The following is a 21,349-nucleotide window of genomic DNA, read 5'->3' on the forward strand; positions in this document are numbered from 1 at the left end:
ACAAACGGTGATAAGAAGGTTAACAATGGAAAGGACTTGGGGTTGAACCTTAAACCAAAACCGTAATCGTCGCATGTTCCGTTTCCGTGAGCGAAAAGAAAAGGGTGATGGGCTTCGGAATAAAAAGGGAAAGGCCGGGGGCGGTGTGGTTCAGCGTTATTCAAAAGTGCCCGCCGGCGGATATGTTCCGGGTAAAGGAGGCGTGGCATTTTCGCATTTGGCTTTGGAACGTTTGGAGGAGCTTGCCCGATGCGTATCGGAGCGGTCCGAGTTTTTTGGAGAGGGGGAAGGACATTTTACCAAAAGAAAAGTACCGGAGGGACATCTTCTGGAAGAAGGCCGACGGGAGTCTCGCCCAGGTCTGAAGGTGGCGGATGACGAGGCCTTCGCTTTGGAGGACAGCCCCGAGCGTGTCGGGCGGTTTTTTACTACGGAAGATGTGGTGAGGCATTCGAACGGTGTTTTCGAGTCTTCGGCTTCGCTGGTCAGGTTTGTGATGGACAAAGGGAACAGTTTGGTTTTGGGCAGTTCCGGTAAAGAGCTGTTTTCCGTTGTGCCTGATTTGTCCACGATAGACGGTTGTGTGGATTGCTCCGAGATGGCGGGCAGGATTATGGGAGCGACGGGGGATTTGACCCAAGCGGTTGTTTTCGGTAGTGATAATTATGAAGTGCCGTCAATTGCGGAGTCGGGAATGACAAGGAAGGCTTTTGAGGGAATGGAGGCTGGAAAAAGTCCTAGAGAGAGTTTTCCCGAAGGTGAGCGCTTTCACACGCCTTCAAAATCCGCGGAGGTTTTAAGGGAGACATTCAAGGAAACGCCAGAGTCGGTTTTGACGGAACGCGCCAAGTTTTGGGGCGTTAACGAATCTGCGTGCCCGGAGGTGGGCGAGGCGTATTTGAAACTGGCTCCTCTGTGGGACGAGGAAGAGGAAATTGGCGGAGCGTTGGGTGTCTTCGGGGAGAGACTTGAAAGGCTTTACGGGAAATACGGCTTGGGAAAAGGGGCCAAGGCACCGGAGGAAATGATCAGGGAACAGACAAAAATCCTGTGGAATATGCATTACGGGGCCGTGGTGGCCAGAAGCGGGTCGGATTCGGTGACATTGGAAAATTATACGTGGTATTTGCGTCCTGTAAAAGAGCTAATTGCGGCTTTTGAACGGTTGTGGCTTCGTTTCGGAATGTTTCGGGATTTGGTGGAGAGGTATTTCGAGCATAAAAAAGAGGAGCCGGTGTTGTCTTCGGCGGTTTACATTTTGTGGGAAGAGGCCGCGGGCATACTGAAATTTGGAGAATCGGTTTTGGATGAAGGTTCGGATCTTCGGAAAAGAGTTTGCCTGGTAAGGGAAGAATTTAAAAAGAACCTGTCATTCTCGGATTTCAGGGAACAGCCTTATCACTTCAAGATGTACGGTACGGATAAGGGTTACAGTTTTCATGAGGAGTGGTCGGATACATTACCTGCGGGATCAGTGACCTTTAGGGTTCGGGAATCATACGGCTTGCATGTGGAGGAGTTATGGCAGACGGTCATAGGGAAATGGCGGAGTTTAGGGGAAACCGTAGCGGTTTTGGGGAGAAGTGAGTGTCAGGAATGGTCAGCGAGTTTGCTTCAAAGAATGAAGGAAAAGGAAGCTGAAATGGAAAAAGAATACAACGACCGACTGCGTTCAAGTGGCGAACTGAAAGCGGTGGCGGAATTGAAAAATGAAGCCTTGGACAGAATAAGGGAGATGGCGCTCGGAGCCCTCGCCGACGAATTTTCCGAGGTTGTGGGAATAGCGATGCCGGGCGGAAAGAAAGAAGCGTTACAGTCTTTGCGACGTGTGCGTAAAGACTGTAACGATGCCGAAACAGAACAACGCTTGGAAGCGTTCGCCTCTTGGTTTGGACCTGTATATAAAGCTCTGGATGGTGGCCGGTCTTTTCTGCCGTTTTAGGTCGTTTGCGGCTTCTTTTCCGTATAACCCAATTTTTCTGAGAGTTTTTGGCATTCGGCCTTCATGAACTCTCCGATTTTGGGAAAATCCGATTCGGGAATACGGAAAGCCGGGCCCGTCATCCAGATAACGGCGATTACCTGTCCGTGTTGGTTGTGAATAGGGGAAGCTACGCAATGTACGCCGTCAATTTCTTCCGCCCTATCAACGGAATAACCCTGCTCTTTGATTCTGTGGAGCTCCGGGAAAAGCGTCTCTTTCGTGCAGAGTGTTCTTTCGTTGAATTTTGTCAGCGTCAGGCCGTTGACGAGATCTTCATATCTTTCTTCAGGTAGGTTTGCCAAAAAGACCTTTCCGGGCGCCGAGGCGTGCAGGACGAAAGACCTTCGCGGTTTAAGGAAAAAAGTGAAAGGATGGTCGCCCATCACTTGGTCCATCAACGATACTTCGTTGTTCATCAACACTCCGAGCAAAACAGTTTCGTGAAATTCGTCACGGATACGCTCCATTACCGGCAAGGCTTTCGCCATCAGGCTCTCTTCGCCGATAGAGGCAAGACCAACCTGCAGGAACTTTCTCGAAAGGCTGAACTTTCCGGTAATATCGTCCTGGAGAAAAAATCCTTCGTGCTTCAGCGTGTAGCAGATTCTGAAAATGGTTGTTTTTGCAACGTCCAATGAGTCAGTGAGTTCTTGGACTGTGGCTCCGGCCGGTTGGTTGGTAAGGAAGTTGATGACCTGGACGGCCTTTGTCAGGTTTGGGGCTATGTACTTTTTGTCCAGTTCGGGCATGTTCTTTTTTTCAGTTTTAAAATAAATAGTCTCGCACAGGCGAAGTTTGGGTAATCCCGGACGCGACACGAATTTTAAATTTATGACTAATCGGAGATTGATCAAAGTCCAAAAATCGTTTTTAAAAACCATTTCCGGGAGCAAGCAGACATACATCTACATAAAGTTCATATGTATGAACAAATTAAATCAACAAAACCTTGTTCCTTATTCGGAATATGGATAGTATTGTTTGAAAATAAGGGGATTCGGTGCGGGTAACACCGAAATTCCGACGGTGTACGGCACGCGTTCAAATGGGGCTTTTCGGTCTGGCATCCAGTCCGATGTTGAACGATGTGCCGGTTTCATCAATTATTGGAATTTGTTTTTTTATTTAGTGACGAGTATGAACCCATTTGAATTTTATAACCCGGTTAGGGTTATTTTCGAGCCTGGCGGAGTAGCCAAGGTAGGTGCGGTGGCGGAACCGTATGGAAAAAATGTCTTGTTGGTCTCTTATGGAGAAAATACGTTTTTGACCGACGTTTTAGACAAGGTAACGGCTTCGTTACAGGAGCGGGAAATTATCGTAAGCCCCTTTTTTGAGATTTCTCCCAACCCTACCATTGAGGAAGTGGGCAGAGGCGTTGAATTATGCAAAAAAGAGAAAATTGATTTGGTGATAGGCGTTGGTGGCGGATCGGTAATGGACGCAGCCAAGGCGATCGCCGCCGGAGTATACTACGAAGGTGATTTGTGGAATATGGTGGCGTCAAGCCACAAAGCCGGAAGTACGGTGGCGTTTCCGTCAAAGGCTTTGCCTACCGTGATGGTGCCGACCATGGCCGCCACCGGTTCCGAGATGAACTGTTGCGCCGTGCTTTCTAACGAGGCGACAAAGGAAAAATCTTACGTTTGGGACGATTGTCTCTTCCCGCAGGCCGCCGTCGTGGATTCTGAGCTTACGTTCTCGTTGCCGGCTTATCAGACGGCTTGCGGAGCTGCGGATATATTCTCGCATGCTTTAGAATTCTATATCAACGGATTGGAAGACACACCGGTGAATTATCCGATTCAGGAAGGATTACTCAGGACCGTTTTGCTCCGCGCAGAGGAAGTTTTGGAAAACCCGAACAGCCTTCAGGGCCGTACGGACCTTCAGTGGGCTTCGATCGTGGCTTTGTGCGGGATTTCGCAGCCAGGTAACGCCTGGACGCCGATGCACCAAGTGGGGCACGTACTTTCCGCCCGTTTCGGCGTGGCGCACGGAGCTTCTTTGGCTTTGGTGATGCCGTCTTGGATGAGAAAAATGTGGCCGACGCGCAAAGAGCGCTACTTGGAATTCGCCACACGCGTAATGGACGTGCCTATGGGGGGGGAAGAATCGACAATCTTGGCGGGAATCGACGCGTTCGAGTCTTTCCTTAACAAAATCGGAATAGCCACCCGTCTCGACGCTTTCGGAATTAAGGAAGAAGACCTTGACGATGTGGTGGCCGACGTAAGGCGTATCAGCTTCAATGATGATGATATGTTGCCGTCGCACACGCCGTTGACCGCCGAGACGATCAGGGAAATCCTGACTATCGCCTTGACGAAAGATGCGGAGAAACAACTTTTTTAAAAGCAGAAGATATGGAGCAGATTTTTAATGTAAAGGGAAAAAGCGGTTTTATAACCGGCGCCGGTGGCGGAATCGGATCCTTTTTGGCCAAAGAGCTGGCTAAGGCTGGCGTAAATTTGGCATTGGTGGATCTGGATACGCAGAAAGTTGGCCCGATGGCCGAAGAGCTGTCCGGCGAGTTTGGCGTTGTGACGAAAGCCTACGCCTGCGACGTTACGGATCCGGAATCGGTAAAACGGATGACTGAGCGTTATTCGGAAGATTTCCCGGCGCTGGATTTCGCGATCAACAACGCCGGAATCGCCAATATCGAAAAGGCGATGGATATCTCTTACGAGGATTTCAAAAAGGTGGTGGACGTAAACCTGAACGGTGTTTTTCTTTGCGCCCAAGCCGCCGCTCGTTTGATGAAAGGCCGTGGAGGCTCTATCGTGAATATGGCCTCGATGTCCGCGCATATCGTGAACGTACCACAGACTATCGCCAATTATTGCGCCTCGAAAGGCGGCGTAAAAACGCTGACCAAAGCGCTGGCCGTTGAGTGGGCGCAGGAAAATATTAGGGTAAACAGCGTAAGTCCGGGATATATCGCTACGGAATTGGTGGCGGGAATGAAGGATTACCACCCGGGCTGGATTTCGAGAATCCCGATGGGAAGGCTCGGAAAGCCGGAAGACTTGATCGGCTTGTTTGTGTACTTGCTCAGCGACGCTTCGGCGTATATGACCGGAAGCGATTTGATTATCGACGGCGGGTACACTTCCTTGTAAGCGCAGGTTTTTAGCAGAATTAATAAAGTAAAAGCGAGTAGGGAGGGGATTTGAATATGTTGACAATGGATAAAAAAGCAGTGTCCGCAAGCGAAATAGCGGGACTGATAGACATAAGCGCCGTCAAGACGGAAAGCGACTTGAAGGCCGTTAACGAAATCATCGAAGCGGCGAAGACGCATCGTTTTATTTGTGTTTTTCCTATGCCCGGATTTTTGGAGCATACGATTGAGCGATTGAAAGACGATAGCGGAGTTTTGGTCGGTGGCGTAGTCGGTTTTCCTTCGGGAGGCGAGTCTACGGCCACGAAGATTTTCCAGGCAAAGGAAAATGTAGCCAAAGGTTGCGACGAGGTTGATATGGTTATGAACGTGGCCAAGCTTAAGTCCGGCCTTTTCGAGGAGGTTTTGGAAGATATCATTGCGGTTCGCAAGGCTATTGCTCCAATGCCGTTGAAAGTTATTATCGAGACGCCTCTTTTGGAAGAGTCGGAAATTGCCGAGGCTTCGCGCATTGTGATGGCTTCCGGCGCCGATTTCGTGAAAACCGGAACGGGCTGGAGCGGTGCCACTACGCTTAGGCACGTTGAGATTATCAAAGCCGAAGTGGGCGATAACGTCAAGATAAAGGTGGCTGGCGGAGTCCGGGATTTGGATACGCTGTTGGCCATGCGCGATATGGGCGCTTGCCGATTCGGAATAGGAAAGGAAGCGGCCATTAACATAATGGAATCGTTGGATGGAAAATCGAACGGCTATGCGTAAAGCGGTTTTGGCCTTTGATCTTGGGACTGGGGGATTGAAATCTTCCCTGGTCCTGGAGTCGGGCGAAGTCTTGCATTCCGAGTTTCGGGCGTATGAAACCGAGTATCCCGAAGACGGAATGCACGAGCAATCGCCGGAAGACTGGTGGGTTGCGTTGAAGGCATCGGTGAAAGGGCTGATGTCTTCCCCGAAAGCTTCGGGATGCGAAGTTGTCGCCGTTTCCACTTCCGGGCATAGCCTCGGAGTCGTGCCGATAGACGAAAACGGAAAACTGCTCCGCAACGCCGTGCCGATATGGTCTGACCGTCGGGCGGAAAGCGTGGCCGAAGAGGTTTTTAAGAATGAAAACGAAGATGAATGGTACGCCGTTACGGGTAATGGGTTTCCGAAAGGGCTTTATTCGGCTTTCAAAATGCTTTGGTTCAAAAAGCACGAGCCCGATCTGTATGATCGGACTTCGGTGTTTTTGGGCACGAAGGATTTTATAAACCTGCGTCTGTGCGGCGTAGCCTGTACCGATTATTCGGACGCCTCGGGAAGCGGTGTTTTTTCGCTTGAGGACTGGAAATACGATCTGGACCGGGCGGAGCGTTTCGGACTGGATACGGACAAATTGCCGAAAATCGTGTCGTCGGACAGCGTGTTGGGCGTTTTGTCTCCCGAAGTGGCGACGGAATTGGGCTTGGGCTCTGATGTGAAAGTAATTTGCGGAGGAGTCGATAATTCTTGTATGGCGCTGGGAGCCAGAGGTATAAAGAGCGGTAGGGTTTATACTTCGCTAGGCTCTTCGGCCTGGGTGGCCCTCACGTCCGACAAGCCCGTGATCGATTTGGAATACAAGCCTTACGTTTTCGCTCACGTGCTGAAAGGTTATTACAACTCGGCGACTTGTATTTTCTCGGCGGGAACAAGCCTGAATTGGGTGAAGAATCTGTTTTTCGACGATGATTCTTGTGTTGACCCTTACAGGGAAATGACCGAATCGGCTAAAAAATCAACGTTAGGTGCTAATGGAGTGATTTTCAATCCGAGTTTGGCCGGTGCGTCGAATCTGGAAAAAGGAGCGGAAGTGTTCGGTTCTTTTACGGGTTTGAAGCTAAAACACAAGCGGTCGGATATCTTCAGGGCGACGTTTGAGGGAATAGCGTTGAATTTGAAAATCGCCTTGGACGTATTGGAACAATGCGGTGAGGATATGCCGGAAATGCTTATTGTGGGCGGAGGCGCCAAGAATAAATTCTGGATGGATATCTTCGCTCAGGCTTATGCCAAAGAAGTAATTTTGAGTAAGATAAACCAAGAGGCGACGTCTTTGGGTGCCGCGGCTCTGGCTTTTGTCGCGTGCGGTATATGGAACGGTTACGATAAGATTGACGAAATCTGCAGCGTAGATTCCAGATTGGTTCCCGACCAAGAGTTATCGGAAGCTTACGGTCGTGTTTTGGAGCGTTTCAAAGAGCAACAAGTAGAGGCTTAGTCTGGGAGAGTTTCCCGGGCTATGCCCGCTTTTTTTGCTTAATAGAACGTTAGGTGTAAAGAAAGTCGTGGCTTTTGTGAGTACGAAAGTTGTGAAATAATTGATTCCTGATTTTTTGATCTTGCTTTTTTTGATAGGGTTTAAATCTATTTATTTAGTTGTAACCTTCAGGTTTTTAGGTTTTTGTGTTTTCATGATTTTGGAAATAACCCCAGTTTGTTTTATCCCTTTACAAGGAAAATCCTTCGGTTAAATCAACATTAATTTTTATTGAAATTCCCAATCTGAAACTTTGTTTCTTTTTTGAAATTTATCTACTATTGTAATGTGAACACGGAAGCATAATGGCCCAGCCATATGGAATCCGTGCATTGTCGTTATGCGTAATCTGATACGTTGGATGGTGACGGAGATGCTTATTTGGCAAGGCTTTCCGTATCGCATTGTTTTAAAGTGCCTCTTTCAGGATAGTGTGCGTGCGCATTTTTGGGATGGATCCGCTGGAGATTTCTTAAAGTCGGCGGAAAGGAGCGTATGAGGCGGATTGGATTTTAACCTTAAAACCCGAGTACCACAATCGGTTATCATTTAAGTTTTGTAGTCTCGACGTAGGATCCGTTTAGGAATCCTGACTGTCGGTTAACGGATTTCTGTTTAGATATCTACTGGGAAAGCTCCGTGTTTTCGGCTGTAGCCGTCTGCGTAGGTTTTTCAGGGGTGATCAGTGCGTCCAATTGTGAAAAAAACATTAGGTCGCATAACAGGACAGGTATGCCCAATCGGGAATTAATTCTTTGTTTTTCAATTGAATTCAACGGATAAGAGTCGGCTTTTTCGGCTCCGTCCGAGTTTTTTGTTACACATAAATTGTTTTTGTATGAAGCGAAAATTTTACAGAATTCCGCTTCTGTTGCTGTTCATAGCCATCGGTTGCCAAACTGATCTTGACGAGCACTACGAGATTCCGGACACTCTGGGAGAACGTTTGGTGACGGCTATGGAAGCGCAGGGCGATCTGACCCAGTTCGTGAAAGCGATTGACCTTTTGGGCATTCGCAAAGATCTGGAAAAAAGCTCCTACACCGTATTTCCCCCCACCGATGAGGCGATGGTAAAATACATGAAAGACAAGCATGGGGTGGAGGATGTAGCCGAACTTTCCGAACAGGATAGGGAGATGTTGGTGACGGCGCACATCGTCCGCAACTCGATGTCGTGGGACCAGATGCTGAGGCTTAATATTTTTCATACCGGCTCTTGGGGCGAGAAACCGGGAGAGGGCGGAACGCGTCAGGAGATTGGCGTGAGTTGGGGCTTTAAGCTACCGACGGTTTACAGCCCGCCCCAGCAGGAGATTTATGACGCCAAAGCGCAGAAAACAAGGAAAGTGAGGCACTTCACTACGTACTTGCCGGTAATGTATTACGACAAGTTCAGCGGTATGCTGGAAGAGGGCGATTACACTTTCTTCTTCCCTGACAGCGAGTACACTGGGTTTAACGTTCACGCCGCCGTAGCGGTCAGGCCTAACATCAAGGCATTGAACGGTGTAATCCACGTATTGGACCGTCCTGTTCCGGCGTTGGTAAACGCTGAGACGTTTTTGGCCAAAACTCCGGAATACAGCCTTTTCTATGAATTGATGAACCGCTTTGCGGTGTACGAGTACGATGCTTGGGCTACTCGTAATCAAATCGGTGACGTGAAGGACTCCGTATTTACGAAGACTTACCGTACGCAAAACGCTTTGGATTGGGTGGAAGATGACAAAACCTACCACACGGGCGGATATGATGAGTGGCTCGGTTTGTTGAACGTTCTTACGGTTCCGGATAACGAGACTTTGAAAACGTACTTGACCGAAAGCTTTGTTCACGAAAACGGTTACGCTTCGATTGAGGAAATTCCCGACGGGGTGATTAAGCCGTTGGTAAGTGCGCACGGGTTTAATACGCACAATATCGCTTCTTGGATCCGTCCTTCGCAACTTGACAACTTCGTGAACGGAATCGGCCAGCCGACTTCTTTGGACAAGGACAAGGACGTGAACTTTGCGACGATCCTTAACAATGCCGCTTTTTACGGACTCAATAAGGTAATCGAGCCGAACCTTTACAAAGCCGTTACCCGGAAAATGCTTTTCGACAGGCGATTCTCGTATATGTTGGACATTTCGTACCGATTCAACAGCAGCGTAACCACGCTGATGACTTCGCCGGAATGGGACGGGACGATCTTTATGCCGACAAACGAAGCCTTCGAAGCATCGGGATACAGCTATGACGAGGAGACGGACACGTACTTCAAAGAGGATAATTTTGGAGACAAGGAAGAGCTGTCTGATAACGAACTTCAGGAGCTTCTTCAGATGCATATGGTCTTGGGCCGTAATCATGACAATACTTCCGGACGCCAGTTTGCCAAGACGTTGGCTATCGGTAATTATCTGCGCGTCAAAGACGGGAAAGTCCGTTCGGGCGGAAATTATGAGCAAGGTGAAGAACTGAATATTGTCGCTTCGGACGCTTCCGGCGTAAACGGGACTTTTTACGAAATCGACGGAGTGCTTGATGTGCCCCAAAGATCACTGTCTTCTTATGTTTTGAGTCCGTTGAAAGACGAGTATTCGGAGTTCCGTAAGATTTTGGAACGTGCAGGATATGTTAACGGCTTGAGTATCTCCAAGCTTCAGAACAAGGAGAACATTACTGTTTTGATACCGACAAACGAGGCGCTTATCCGCAATAGGGACAAAATCCCGGAAGACCAAGTGGAGTTGAGGCAGTTCATCGACTATCATTTTGTACAGGACGCAGTGATTTTCACCGACGGAGAGGAATCGGGCAATTTTTATACGCTCAAAGAACCAAAACGCAAGGAGTTCGAAACGGTAAGCGTAGAGAATTCGGTTACGGGCTTGGTATTCCGCGACGGCAACGGCAACGGCGCCGTAGTGGTGGATGACCCGAGGTTCAGTAATATTTTGGCCAAAGGCGGCACCGTGCATCTGATCGACAATGTCTTGTTTGGCCAATAATCTACAAAACATGAAAAGAATTACAGTCATATACATTATCCTCTGCTCCATAATGGCCTTGCCGGCTTTTGCGCAGAAGGGGATGCTGGTACAAGGGTATGTCAAAGACGCCGTAACGGGCGAGAGCTTGCCGGGAGCTTCCATTGTGGAAATCGACAAGGAAGAGCGTTTTGTAAGCGGAGCCGTAACGGACCTGAATGGTTTTTTCATGATCAAACTGACGGAGGAAAGCGCTCGTTTGCGTATCGGTTTTGTCGGTTATGACACGAAAGTGGTGGCCGTAAACGGTAGGCGAGAGATCAATTTGGATATGGACGAATCCAACACTAAGCTTGAAACTGTTGTGATTCAGGAAGAGCGCTATACCAGCGACGGAATGATTAATTTCAAGGATCGCGCTACTTCCATCGCGCAAGTGAAGTTGGAAGACCTTAGCCCGATGGGTGCCACTTCGGTCAGTGAGATGTTGCAAGGCGGGATTAGCGGTGTGGATATCACGATGGTTTCGGGTGATCCGGGAGCGGGCGCCCAGATCAGGATCCGCGGAACCTCCACTATTACGGGAGACCGCGAACCTTTGATTATTCTGGACGGAATGCCTTATGATGTGGAAATCGACAACAACTTCGATTTCAACGCCGCCGACCAACGCGATTTCGGAGCCTTGCTGTCGATTCCACCTAGTGATATCGAGAGTATCGAAATTTTGAAAGACGCCGCTTCGGCAGCCATTTGGGGCGCGAAGGCGGCGAACGGAGTAATTCAGGTAACCACAAAGCGTGGTCGCAAGATCAAACCGCGTTTGCAGTACGTTTACAAAGGTTTTGTTTCGGAACAACCCGACGCCATCCCGATGCTAAGCGGGGGCGATTACGTCACTTACCAAACGGACTCACGCTTTAACGTAGCGGGTAAATTCCTTCCCGACGGCCAATTCAACGAATTGAAGCAGAACAGGGATTGGAATCTTTACCATAATTATAATCAGGATACGGATTGGCTCGGAGCGATCACCGAACAGTACGCCCCGACGCATGACCATAACATCTCGATCTCCGGAGGAGGCGACAAGGCGCGTTACCACGTAAGCGCAGGTTACTTGAGCCAAGCGGGAACGACAAAAGGAACAAATCTGGATCGCTATAACATCAGGGCGAACCTTGATTATAACGTTTCGAACCGTTTGAAAATCTCAACCGACTTTATGTACACCCGTAAAGATCAGGACAAAAACTATTACGGGGACGAAAGGGCGGTGGCGTACCAAAAAATGCCTAACCAGAGTATTTATGAGCGGGATACGGCCAATAACCTGACCGGTAGATATTTTCTCGATTCCCGGCCAGAAGCTTTTGAGAAACTCAGAAATCCGTTAAGCTCTGATCGAACGGGACTTTACAACCCGGTGGCCGTAATTAACGAAGCTCGTCATAAATATATCGAGAACCGTTTCCGCTCAGTTTTCAGGGCGAAATATTCTTTGAGGGACGACCTTGAGATCAATACGGATATATCTTTTGATTTGGTAAACGGCACCACGGACAAATTTATGCCTTACGAGGCCTCAAGTGCCGATTGGTCTTCGTCTGCCACCAACGTTTCTTGGCGTGGGTCCTCGGAGAGTTTTTATGTACAGTCGCTTACCCGTGTGCTTTATATGCCTAAAATCGGGGAAAACCATAGCCTGACTATTTCGGGAACTTGGGGTGCCGGTTTAAACCAAAGCAATAGCTATTCGGTAACGGCTGGTGGTCTTCCTTCCGGGGAATTTAACTCGCCGGGCGCTGGCGGTTTGGCCCCCGCTGGATTGAGCGCCGGCGACGGCCAAGGCAGAAATGTTTTCGGTTTGCTCCAAGGCGTTTACACATACAAACAGCGTTATATTCTCCATACGGGATCACGATTCGACGCCAGTTCGCAATTCGGTCCCGAAACTACTTGGGGGGCGTTTCCTTTTGCGGCCGTCGCTTGGCAACTTGGCCGTGAGCCATTTATGGAAGATGTCGAGTGGCTTACGGACCTCAAGCTGAAAGCCGATATCGGTGTTACCGGCAGGGCGCCGGGAGGTTTTAATCATTACAGTATCTACAGTGCCGGAGGTTCGTATTACACTGGAAACGTGGTTTATCCGGCTAACGCCAAACTCAACAACCTGAAATGGGAAAGACTGGTGGGCCTGAACGTGGGTATGGAAGCCTCTTTGTGGGAAGACCGACTGAATTTTGAGGTCGAATACTACGAGAAGAATACCGAAGATTTGCTCTGGCCCCTTAAAGTACCGACTTCTTCGGGCTATGTGAGCATGACCCGAAACGACGGGCGCATGACCAACAAAGGAGTAGACTTGTCGTTCAGGGCGATTCCGGTGAAGACTAAAGATTGGCGTGTGGAATTCTCGTTCAATATCGCCAAGAATATAAACGCCGTGGAGGAAGTGCCCGACAACTTCTCTTTGGAAAGCGGAAACGTGCTTGAAAACGGCCAATACGCTACGCGCGTTGTCGAAGGGAATCCGATCGGCGGTTTTTACGGCTACCGTTACAAAGGCGTTTACAAAACTATCGACGACGCCGTGGTCCGTGACAAAAACGGTGAGATCGTTTATGACCAGTCTACGGGCAAGCCGCTTAACATGCTGATGGGCGGAAGCGGAAACCGCTACAGGTTTGTGGGCGGTGACGCCATGTACGAGGATATCAACAACGACGGTTTGATCGACGAAAGCGACGTGGTTTACCTCGGGTCCAGCAACAAGGATTTTTCCGGCGGTTTCGGCTTCAGGGTCAACTACAAGAAGTTTCGTATCAGTTCGAGATTCGTTTACGCCGTGGGACACGATATCGTGAACCTCGCCCGTATGAATTCTGAAAACATGTATGAAACGGCCAACCAAAGCCAAGCCACCATGAAGCGCTGGCGTTTTCCGGGTGACGAAACTGACATGCCTCGCGCCATTTATAAAGTTGGTTACAACTGGCTCGGTTCAGACCGCTTCGTTGAAGACGGATCTTATCTCAGGTGGCGATCGCTTACTGTGGATTATCGCTTCGACAAAAATTGGCTCAAGCGTTTCCACGCTACCGACTTGTCGGTGTTTTTTACGGCGCTCAACCTCTACACCTTTACCAATTACACTGGTCAGGATCCGGAAGTGCCGTTGGGCAGTGACCCTTACGCCTTCGGGATGGACCGCTCCACCACACCTCCGAGCAAGTCCTATCAGGTTGGTCTAACCCTAATTTTCTAGATGATGAAGAAAGGAATATTACATACGTTGGCCTTGGCGCTGGTCATGTCGGTATCGTCGTGTAACGACTGGCTGGTGTTGGAGCCCGAAAACGACATTACGGTCGATGACTTCTGGAAATCCAAGGAAGATATTCGCTCGGCGCTTAACGGCGGTTACCAAGCCGTTCAGTCGCAAGTGAACACGATGTTCCTGTGGGGCGACCTGCGTTCGGACTTTGTGCGCCCGGGATCAAATGACGAAGATTACAGCGAACCGTGGCGGAAAGTGATGCGTCTGGAAATTCTCGATAACAATACCGTTTTGGATTGGTCGGGCATGTACAAAATCATTAATTACGCTAATACGGTGATTAAATACGCTCCTTCAGTTAGGGGCAATGATTTGTCTTTGAGCCAAAAAGAACTGAACGGCTATTTGGCCGAAGCCTATTTCCAGCGCTCGTTGGCGTACTTCTATTTGGTCCGCACATTCGGAGAGGTTCCTTTCCATCTCGAACCTACAGACAGCGACGGCGTGGATGTGTTTTTGGCAAAAAGCACTGAGCAGACAATTCTTGACCAGCTGGTTCAGGACCTTGAGTGGGCCGAGCGTTACGCTCCCCGTGGTTTTGACGAGTTGGAGTTTAACAAAGGTTACGGGACCAAGGCGGCGGTACAGGCGCTGTTGGCCGATATTCACTTGTGGGGCGAGAATTACGAGAAAAGCATTCTCTACTGCAACAAGATTATCAACCGCTCCACATTCTCATTGGTGGGTGAACGCCTTCCGTCAATGACCCCAATCGAGGAAGAGTTGTTCGACCCCGCATTTGAGTTCAGGAAAATGTTTACCATAGGTAATACCCAAGAGGGGATTTTCGAAGTGCAGTTTAACCGTAACGTTAATCAGCATAATAGTTTCTGGCGGCTTTTCGGAGGAAGTGACGGGAATAAAACTCATCAGCCGTCGGTTATCATCAGTGAGCAGGTTCCTGATTTGTACGATGACAACGACTTCCGGAGAAGGACCGTTTTGGGCCTCGATGAAGATAACGACGAAGTCCTCAAATTCGATGACGGAAACCAGCGCGACGTGAACTGGATGGTGTATCGCTACGCCGATATTTTGTTGATGAAAGCGGAAGCGTTGGTGGAAACCGGAGACTTTTTCGGCGCCCAAAACCTGCTTAACCAAGTGCGTAACCGCGCCGGCCTCGGCCCCAAGATCATGAACGGCGAGCGATTTGCCGCCCAAGACATGATTTTGCAGGAAAGGGCGCTTGAATTCGCCTTTGAGGGCAAGAGGTGGTTCGACCTTATGCGCTTTGCCAAAAGGAACAATTACGAAAGATCCGATAAGTTGATCGACGTGATGGTGTCCCGCGTGGACCCCGCCGAGGCGCCCAAGTGGAGAAGCCTTCTTTCCGATCCGCAGAGCTATTATCTGCCTATTCACCGCGACGAGCTTAGAAGTAACGAGAACTTAAAACAAAACCCTTATTATGAATAAGATGACAAGGGAATTACGGAGGTCTGTCCGCTCCGTTTGCGCGTTGGTGTTAGCGCTCTCGGCCTCATGGTCATTGACCGGCTGTGACGAGGATGCGGCAAATTCTCCCTTTGAGGAGGAGCGCCTAAAGACATATATCGAGTATTTGGAGAACGATACCAAAGGCGAATATTCCGAATGGCTGAAACTGCTCGAAACCTCGGAATTTTACGGGATGCTTGCCGCTAGGGGAGATTACACCTTCTTGGCGTGTAAAAACGAGACCATGCAAGCCTTTTACGCCGACAAGGGCGTAAGCGGTATCGACGGGCTGGAAAAGGACTATGTGGACCTGTTGGTGAAAACTCATACGGTTATGTCCAAATATCAGAGTTTCAGCTTTAACCAAGGTCCGCTTAGCGACACTACCATGAACGGAAACTTCCTTACCGTGAAGTTCGGTCAGGATGGTCTTAACGGTTTGGTTATCAACGGTGAATCCAAAGTAGTGGAGCGTGATGTCGAATGCTCGAACGGTTTCCTGCATACGCTGGACCGTCCGATTGAGCCTATCGGCGACGGAATATACAATACGCTTCGCGCCCAGGGCGAATACACGATCCTGACCGAGGCGATGGAAAAAACGGGCTTGGCCGATACGCTTGAGCTTTTGACAAACGACAATGGCGTTAGGGTAGTCTATACTGTTTTCGCCGAAAAAGACGAGGTTTTCAAAGCCAAGGGAATCGCGGATTTCACGGCGTTGGTAGCCGAGTTGGGCGCTGGCGACGATTACGAATCGCCGAAAAACAAGCTTCACAGCTTTGTGCGCCACCATATCTTTTCGGGCAAACGTTATTCGAGCGCCTTGGAAACGGATATTCTTCTGACAGTAGGCAACACTATGGTGAAGTTGCTGAAAAATCAGGAAGGATATTTCATCAATTCCAAAGTCGACGATTTCGGACTGGACATAACGGAAGGCGCCAACAGCCTCGACCTTTTCAGCCTCGATTTGCAGTCTAAAAACGGTGTGGTTCACGATATGAAGGATGTTCTTTTCGAAGAGGATATCCAACCGATTACCGTACAGGACAATATTACCGACGTGCCGGAACTCTTCGGAAAACGCACTTCCGGAAACGATCAGGACGTGATTTACACCAAGGATATCGCCCGCTGGCGCTCCAAGGGTTACGACCAGTTCGTGTACATGTACCAAGGAGGAAACGACCAGCTGAATTGCTACACGGCCACCGCCGGATGGTTCGAATTCGAGACCCGCCCTATTCTTAAAGGAAAGTACGAGATAACCAGCAATTTCGGGGCTGGATGGGCCGTAATCGGCTGTACGCTGGAAGTCTGGGTAGACGGCGTGCGCACCGATAACCTTATCTATCCCGGCACCCGCAACGGCCTGATCGGCACTTACGTGTTCGAGGAAAACGGACCGCATGTCATCAAGTTCAAGTCCGTGAGCGGCGGAAGGCTTAACGTGGACAAGATAACGTTCAAACCTGTTAAGTGACATCGATATGATTAGAGATACATTTAGAAAACTTGCCGCCCTGTCGTTGTGCGCGCTGTTTTTCGCCGCCTGCGATGAGCGTGACGAGCACTTTACCGGCGCCGGCGACAAGGAAACGCAGAACGTCACCGTAGGCGAGTTCCTGTCGGCCAGTTCCGATTACCGTTACTTCGCCGATTTGCTGGACAAACACGGATACCTCGACAGTATTTCGGGCGCTAGGCCGGTTACCTTGCTCGTGCCGCCAAAGGCCGAGATCGAGGCTTTGGCCGGAAGCGTTATGGAAGATTCCATGAAAAACGTGTTGGCTTACCATATCGGGAATACCCTGCTGTACAGAAGCCAGATGGGAACGGGAAAAGACCAGTACCTGAAGACTTTTTACAATGGCAAAAACATCTGGACGGGAAAAGTGTCGGGAGAGACACTGAGCTTTGACCGTGACAAGATGTCCATGGGCAAGCCCGTATTCTGCACAAACGGCGTAGTGCATATCATCGACGGGGCGATGACGCCGCAGACGAGCCTTTTCGAAAATATTCAGCGAAAAGGGGATGATTTCTCCAAATACAAGGCGGAAGTTCTGAAAGACACCTTGCTTTTCGATAAGGACAACAGCTTCCCGATCGGTGTGGACAAATGGGGTCGTACGGTTTATGATTCGGCTTTCGTCTTGGGCTACGCTTTTTTGGATGAGAAAGGTGACCTGAGCGACGAAAACGAGCGCTATTCGAACATCGTGCTTTCCGACGCTGCCATTCAGGCTACTTATGACGGCTTGGTGCAACGCTACTACGGAAGCTCCGAAAATCTTCCCGAGTATTTTGAGGAAGATGAGGAATTTGTGGAAAACATCTACAATCAGATACTCTACTCTACAGTATTGGATATAGAAACCGAAAACCGCAAGCTCGGTGATACTTTGGAAGTGACTAACGGTTTTTTCAGAAGAGGGGAGCTGGTTAGGGCCAAATTGCTCGTGACACAGGAATGGTTGGATCATTCGCCCACAAAAATGAGTAACGGGTTGGCTTACGAATTGCCGAAAGTCGATTTGCTGATGTCGCATGTGATGGGACGTCCGGTTAGTTACGATGCCAGTCAGTTTTCGTATTTCACGGCCGGACTTCTGGGTGACGTGACGCCAGAGCTTGGTGAGGGAGGTTTTCCGACGGAAGATCCCGCCCGCGAGCCGGTATCGAACGACGCTCTCGGAATCACGGCCCTTCATTTCTCTTCCAAAAAACCTTTCTGGGTGGAATATCGCTTGCCGGCTTCCATGGGCGGGCATTTCGATTTGACAATCAGCGGATTGAAAAATTCGACCAGCAAGGCGGCCGTTTACGTAAACGGCGAGTTGATCGACGCCCGTTTTTCGCCTAGCGGCAACTGGAACACCGATAACCTCAAAGGGGTGAGAACCTCCGGATTCGGAGAGAAAGTGGTCCGCTTTGAGGTAACGGAATTCAATGAGGAAGATGATGAAAAGGTTTACGAGCTGGGCCTAAACGCGATCGGGTTTTTCCCGGTGGCCGAATAAGGCCGGCCGCCGGAAACGGCGGGCTTGTTTTCAACCGATTTAACCGTTAAAGAATGAAACATTTTTCCATAAATATATTTTTGCTCGGCCTGATGACCTTGTGCGGAATGGCTTACGGCCAGAACAAGGTGTCGGGTACGGTGAGGGACAGCCACGGGGCCGGAGCGCTCGAAGGCGTGGTGGTCAACTTGGTGGGCAGTGACGGCGTTTCGGCCTTTACCGACGCCGAAGGCTTCTACGAATTGCCGGTTTCCTCAAAAAACGAAGTCGCCGTGGAGTTCTCCTTCGCCGACTATTACAGCAAGAGAGTCTACATACACGGGCGTTCTACGGTCAACGCTTCCTTGAGCCACATAGGCCAAGGACAGGATGACCTGGCTGTCCGTACGCCGAACGGTACCCGTTTGCGCAGCGACATTAGCGGATCTTCCGTTACCATTACCCGCGACCAGATCTTACGGCGTGGATATCTGACGCTGGAAAGCGCGCTGCAGGGAATGGTTCCCGGCATGTTGGTGACTTCCAGATCAGGAATTTCTGGCGGAGGCTCCACGATGAACCTTCGCGGAGCGGCTTCGGCCTCCGGAAATACGCAGCCTTTGGTGGTGGTTGACGGAGTGATTTACGAAACCGCTTTGGGCGAATTGTCCGGCGTTCCGGGCAATTTCTACAATCCGCTCACGGCCATCAAGCCCCGCGATATCGACCAGATTACGGTAGTGAAAGACGGGATGTCGGCCTTGTACGGTACATTGGGCAGTAACGGCGTGATTTACGTCTACACCACCGACAGCGACGTGAAGAAAACCCGGGTGGATTTCAACCTTGATTTCGGAGTGTCATTGGCGCCCGAAAGAACGCCTGTGATGGACGCCGCCAGCTATAAGGCCTACGCTTTGGAACAAACGATCGACCGCGGGTTGACTTATTCTCAAATCGAGGAACAATACCCGTACTTGATCGGTAGGGCGGAAGACGCCGAGGCGTTCCGCTACGGAAACGATACGGATTGGCAAGACGAAATCTACCAGACGGGGATTATGAACCGCTACTCGGCCAACGTTCAGGGCGGCGACGAGGTAACCACCTACAATTTCTCGGTAGGCTATACCCAGAACGACGACGTGATCAAAAACACCGATTTCGAATCGTTCGATATCCTGATGAACGCCAAGATGAGACTTTTGGGAAGCTTGGTTTTGCGCCCGAAAGTATCGCTGACCAAGATCAACGCCAACACCAGGGCGCAAGGCTCCGACGGAACCCAAAACCCGGTTTTGGCTTCGCTTTACAAATCTCCGATGATGGGCGTTTACAAGCGTAGCGACAAAGGTTTGGAACTTCCTTTCTACGACGATTTCGGAGTGTTTGGAATGAGTAACCCGGCCGCTTTGATAGCCGAAGGAAAAGGATCGAACGAGAACTTCCGTTTGCGTGCCGGTATTCAGGCCGACCAGAAAATCGGAAAGAACCTACAGGCCAGCGTAATGGTGATGAGCGATTTGTTCACGATGAAAGAATCGTCGTTTATTCCGCTTGGGTCGCAACCGCAATTGGAAGGCGCCGCCAAAAGTTTGATGCAGAACAACCAGAAGAACTTCTTCTCTCTGCTTTCTGATTTGAATATCAATTACAAGAAAACCTTCGCCGAGCGCCACCGCCTGAACGTTGTGGCCGGAACCCGCCTGAAGGTAAGCGAAATGGAAGACGAACTGGCGACGGACGTAAACTCGCCTTCAAACAAGTTTACCGTAATCGGTCGTGGCGATAAGTCTTTCCGTAAACTCGATCCGAAAAACGGTACTTGGAATATGTTTACCGTTTACGGCAACGCAAGCTACGCTTACCTGGACAAGTATTACCTAGACTTGGGCCTGACAGTGGACGGAAGCTCAAAATTCGGCGAAGGAAACCGCTTCGGATATTTCCCTTACGCTTCCGGCGCTTGGAGAGTCTCGTCGGAGAGGTTTATGTCAGGCCTCGGTATGGTGAATAACCTGAAACTGCGCGCCAGCTACGGCGTTACCGGCAACGACGATATCGGTTATTACGCCTCGCGTTTCTCGTACGTCGGGTTGCCGTATTTCAGCCTGTCGGGCATTGTGCGCGGCGGTGTGCCGAGCACCGACCTTAAGTGGGAGGAGACCAGCCAGGCGAATATCGGCCTTGACCTCGCGCTTTTGGACAATCGCATTAAGCTGACAGCCGATTTCTACCAAAACAAGACCGACGACCTGTTGACCACCGAACCGCTCGATATTTATTACGGTTTGGGGCTGTTGGTGAAAAACGGCGGATCGTTGGAAAACACCGGCTTTGAGCTTGGTTTGGGTTACGAGTTTTACCGCTCAAAAGACCTGACCGCCGAAATCGGGTTTACGTTTGCCAAAAACAGCAACGAAGTGACCGGCCTCGGAAGCAATGCGCTTTACAGCGATAGCAAAGGGTATCACCAGATTTCCCAAATCGACGGTGGCGAAATCATCAACCAGGTGGGCCAGCCGGCAGGCGAATTCTACGGTTACCGTTCGATGGGCGTGATCAGTACGACGCAAGAGGCAGAAAAGCTTAACCTCAAAGACCGCCACGGAAAACCGTTTAGGGCCGGCGACATCGCTTTCCAGGATTTGAACGGCGACAACATAATCGACGAATCTGACAGAACGGCGATCGGCAACGCCATGCCGGACTTCTTCGGGTCGGTTTACACCAATATTCGCTATAAGCGCTTCGGCCTCGGGCTGATGTTCGACTACGCCTCGGGCAACGACGTGTACAACCACATGCGCCGAGGGTTGGAATCGACGGGCGGATATTACAACAGGAGCGAGGCCGTAAACCGCCGTTGGCGTGGCGAAGGCCAGCAGACCGACATCCCGAAAGTGTCGTACGGCGACCCGATGGGCAACGCCCGTTTCTCGGACCGCTGGATCGAGGACGGATCGTTCATCAGGTTGAAAAACGTGACCGCTTCTTATGATTTCAATGTGAAAACCAAAACGGTAAGAAGCCTTTCCGCATATGTGGCGGCCAACAACCTTTTCACATTGACTGACTACCTCGGAGCCACTCCGGATATAGCGTACGGCAACAGCGTGATGACCCACGGTGTTGATTACGGGCAAATTCCGTTGCTCAAATCGGTAATGCTCGGAGTAAAATTGGGAATCTAATTTT

12 protein-coding genes are annotated in these 21,349 nt (G+C 50.1%); 11 read left to right on the forward strand and 1 reads right to left on the reverse strand.

Annotated features, from left to right (window positions below; translation table 11 throughout):
• Positions 1-73 precede the first annotated feature (73 nt).
• Entirely contained in the window at positions 74-1,942 is a 1,869-nt protein-coding gene (locus tag AABK39_RS07510; protein ID WP_338394304.1) for a hypothetical protein, read from the forward strand.
• On the opposite strand, the gene AABK39_RS07515 is transcribed toward AABK39_RS07510, so the two are convergent.
• On the reverse strand, positions 1,939-2,733 hold the full coding sequence (locus AABK39_RS07515; RefSeq protein WP_338394305.1) for an IclR family transcriptional regulator: 795 nt from the start codon (positions 2,731-2,733) through the stop codon (positions 1,939-1,941). The genes AABK39_RS07510 and AABK39_RS07515 overlap by 4 nt on opposite strands.
• Before the next feature lie 388 nt (positions 2,734-3,121).
• On the opposite strand from AABK39_RS07515, the gene AABK39_RS07520 reads away from it, so the two are divergent.
• The 10 genes from AABK39_RS07520 (at position 3,122) to AABK39_RS07565 (ending at position 21,345) form a co-directional block, all read left to right on the forward strand.
• On the forward strand, positions 3,122-4,339 hold the full coding sequence (locus AABK39_RS07520) for an iron-containing alcohol dehydrogenase (RefSeq protein WP_338394306.1): 1,218 nt from the start codon (positions 3,122-3,124) through the stop codon (positions 4,337-4,339).
• Between the two features lie 11 nt (positions 4,340-4,350).
• A complete protein-coding gene (locus tag AABK39_RS07525; RefSeq protein ID WP_338394307.1) occupies positions 4,351-5,109 on the forward strand; it encodes an SDR family oxidoreductase in 759 nt (252 codons plus the stop codon).
• A gap of 65 nt (positions 5,110-5,174) precedes the next feature.
• The gene (deoC, locus tag AABK39_RS07530) at positions 5,175-5,873 is read left to right on the forward strand and encodes a deoxyribose-phosphate aldolase (RefSeq protein WP_338394308.1); all 699 of its coding nucleotides are present in this window, start codon (positions 5,175-5,177) and stop codon (positions 5,871-5,873) included.
• Entirely contained in the window at positions 5,848-7,350 is a 1,503-nt protein-coding gene (locus AABK39_RS07535; protein WP_338394309.1) for a xylulokinase, read from the forward strand. The genes deoC and AABK39_RS07535 overlap by 26 nt, the downstream gene beginning before the upstream one ends.
• Positions 7,351-8,227: 877 nt before the next feature.
• On the forward strand, positions 8,228-10,387 hold the full coding sequence (locus AABK39_RS07540; RefSeq protein WP_338394310.1) for a fasciclin domain-containing protein: 2,160 nt from the start codon (positions 8,228-8,230) through the stop codon (positions 10,385-10,387).
• A gap of 10 nt (positions 10,388-10,397) precedes the next feature.
• Positions 10,398-13,634, forward strand: a complete 3,237-nt coding sequence (locus AABK39_RS07545; protein WP_338394311.1) for a SusC/RagA family TonB-linked outer membrane protein — start codon at positions 10,398-10,400, stop codon at positions 13,632-13,634.
• The gene (locus AABK39_RS07550) at positions 13,635-15,125 is read left to right on the forward strand and encodes a RagB/SusD family nutrient uptake outer membrane protein (protein WP_338394312.1); all 1,491 of its coding nucleotides are present in this window, start codon (positions 13,635-13,637) and stop codon (positions 15,123-15,125) included.
• Entirely contained in the window at positions 15,118-16,632 is a 1,515-nt protein-coding gene (locus AABK39_RS07555) for a fasciclin domain-containing protein (protein WP_338394313.1), read from the forward strand. Before AABK39_RS07550 ends, AABK39_RS07555 begins: the two co-directional genes overlap by 8 nt.
• A gap of 7 nt (positions 16,633-16,639) precedes the next feature.
• Positions 16,640-18,172 carry a fasciclin domain-containing protein gene (locus AABK39_RS07560; RefSeq protein WP_338394314.1) on the forward strand — a complete coding sequence of 511 codons (1,533 nt, stop codon included), beginning with the start codon at positions 16,640-16,642 and terminating at the stop codon, positions 18,170-18,172.
• A gap of 53 nt (positions 18,173-18,225) precedes the next feature.
• Entirely contained in the window at positions 18,226-21,345 is a 3,120-nt protein-coding gene (locus AABK39_RS07565; protein ID WP_338394315.1) for a SusC/RagA family TonB-linked outer membrane protein, read from the forward strand.
• Positions 21,346-21,349 lie beyond the last annotated feature (4 nt).

The sequence above is a fragment of the Fulvitalea axinellae genome (assembly GCF_036492835.1).
GTDB classification, from domain to species: Bacteria; Bacteroidota; Bacteroidia; order Cytophagales; family Cyclobacteriaceae; genus Fulvitalea; species Fulvitalea axinellae.

Excerpts from the sequence above, each read along its gene's own strand:
- AABK39_RS07510 (WP_338394304.1), top strand. The coding sequence starts at position 74 with ATGTTCCGTTTCCGTGAGCGAAAAGAAAAGGGTGATGGGCTTCGGAAT.
- AABK39_RS07515 (WP_338394305.1), bottom strand. The coding sequence starts at position 2,733 with ATGCCCGAACTGGACAAAAAGTACATAGCCCCAAACCTGACAAAGGCC.
- AABK39_RS07520 (WP_338394306.1), top strand. The coding sequence starts at position 3,122 with ATGAACCCATTTGAATTTTATAACCCGGTTAGGGTTATTTTCGAGCCT.
- AABK39_RS07525 (WP_338394307.1), top strand. The coding sequence starts at position 4,351 with ATGGAGCAGATTTTTAATGTAAAGGGAAAAAGCGGTTTTATAACCGGC.
- deoC (WP_338394308.1), top strand. The coding sequence starts at position 5,175 with ATGGATAAAAAAGCAGTGTCCGCAAGCGAAATAGCGGGACTGATAGAC.
- AABK39_RS07535 (WP_338394309.1), top strand. The coding sequence starts at position 5,848 with ATGGAAAATCGAACGGCTATGCGTAAAGCGGTTTTGGCCTTTGATCTT.
- AABK39_RS07540 (WP_338394310.1), top strand. The coding sequence starts at position 8,228 with ATGAAGCGAAAATTTTACAGAATTCCGCTTCTGTTGCTGTTCATAGCC.
- AABK39_RS07545 (WP_338394311.1), top strand. The coding sequence starts at position 10,398 with ATGAAAAGAATTACAGTCATATACATTATCCTCTGCTCCATAATGGCC.
- AABK39_RS07550 (WP_338394312.1), top strand. The coding sequence starts at position 13,635 with ATGATGAAGAAAGGAATATTACATACGTTGGCCTTGGCGCTGGTCATG.
- AABK39_RS07555 (WP_338394313.1), top strand. The coding sequence starts at position 15,118 with ATGAATAAGATGACAAGGGAATTACGGAGGTCTGTCCGCTCCGTTTGC.
- AABK39_RS07560 (WP_338394314.1), top strand. The coding sequence starts at position 16,640 with ATGATTAGAGATACATTTAGAAAACTTGCCGCCCTGTCGTTGTGCGCG.
- AABK39_RS07565 (WP_338394315.1), top strand. The coding sequence starts at position 18,226 with ATGAAACATTTTTCCATAAATATATTTTTGCTCGGCCTGATGACCTTG.